This is a genomic window from Tenacibaculum soleae (assembly GCF_001693415.1).
In the GTDB taxonomy this organism is placed as follows: domain Bacteria; phylum Bacteroidota; class Bacteroidia; order Flavobacteriales; family Flavobacteriaceae; genus Polaribacter; species Polaribacter soleae.
In genome coordinates this window covers 1-850 of the sequence record NZ_MAKX01000028.1, presented here as the reverse complement: position 1 = coordinate 850, position 850 = coordinate 1, and the positions used below count along the sequence as shown (strand labels likewise).

Sequence of the window (850 nt, the reverse complement as noted above, 5' to 3'; positions counted from 1 at the left end):
TAACAGGAGGAACACCACCAATTGCAACAGATTTTAGTGCAACAGCACCAACGACAATAACAGCAGGAACTTGGGATGTTTATGTACGTGATCAAAACGGAACAGGAACACCAAGTTGTGAATATTCAGAAGAGGTTACCATAACTCGAATCACAGATCCAACAATAGTTGTAACCGAAACACAACCCGATTGTAATGGAGGTCAAGGTTCGGCAGTAGTAGTAATAAGTGATGGAACAGCCGATTATACCACCACAATAACATTACAGGGAGCACCAGGAACAGTACAAACATCAGGRCCAGGAGCAGGAACAAATATTACATTTAACAATTTAGCAGAAGGAACGTATGATGTTGTTACTACTGATGCTAATAAYTGTGCAACAGCAGCATCAACCATAACCATCACTGCRCCAGATGCATTAGCAGGAARTTCAAGGCGAAGTCAAGATTATACATGTACTCAACAAGGAGAGATAACGGTAGAAAATGTAACAGGAGGAACAGCACCTTATACTTATACATTAAGTGATGGAACAACGACAACGATTCATACAACGGATGCAGTAACATTTGATCATGCATTTGGTAGTTTAACAGATGGTACGTACACAGTAACTATAAGTGATGCAAAGAGATGTTCTATAACTTTAGCACCCATAACGATAGCGGCATTACCAGAGGAGCCAACATTTAGTAATGCAGTGACTTACGCGTGTGACGGAACAGGAACCATAACCTTAACACAATTAACACCAGCAGCACCAGGAACGTATAATTATACTTTAGGAGCAACGAATAATACTACAGGAATTTTTAGCGGATTATCTGATGGGACTTATACTGTAAC

Annotated in this window: 1 protein-coding gene; it reads left to right on the top strand. The window is 40.1% G+C overall.

Annotated features, from left to right (window positions below):
- The coding region (locus tag BA195_RS12470) for a hypothetical protein (protein WP_141677715.1) at positions 1 to 850 on the top strand (850 nt) is incomplete at both ends.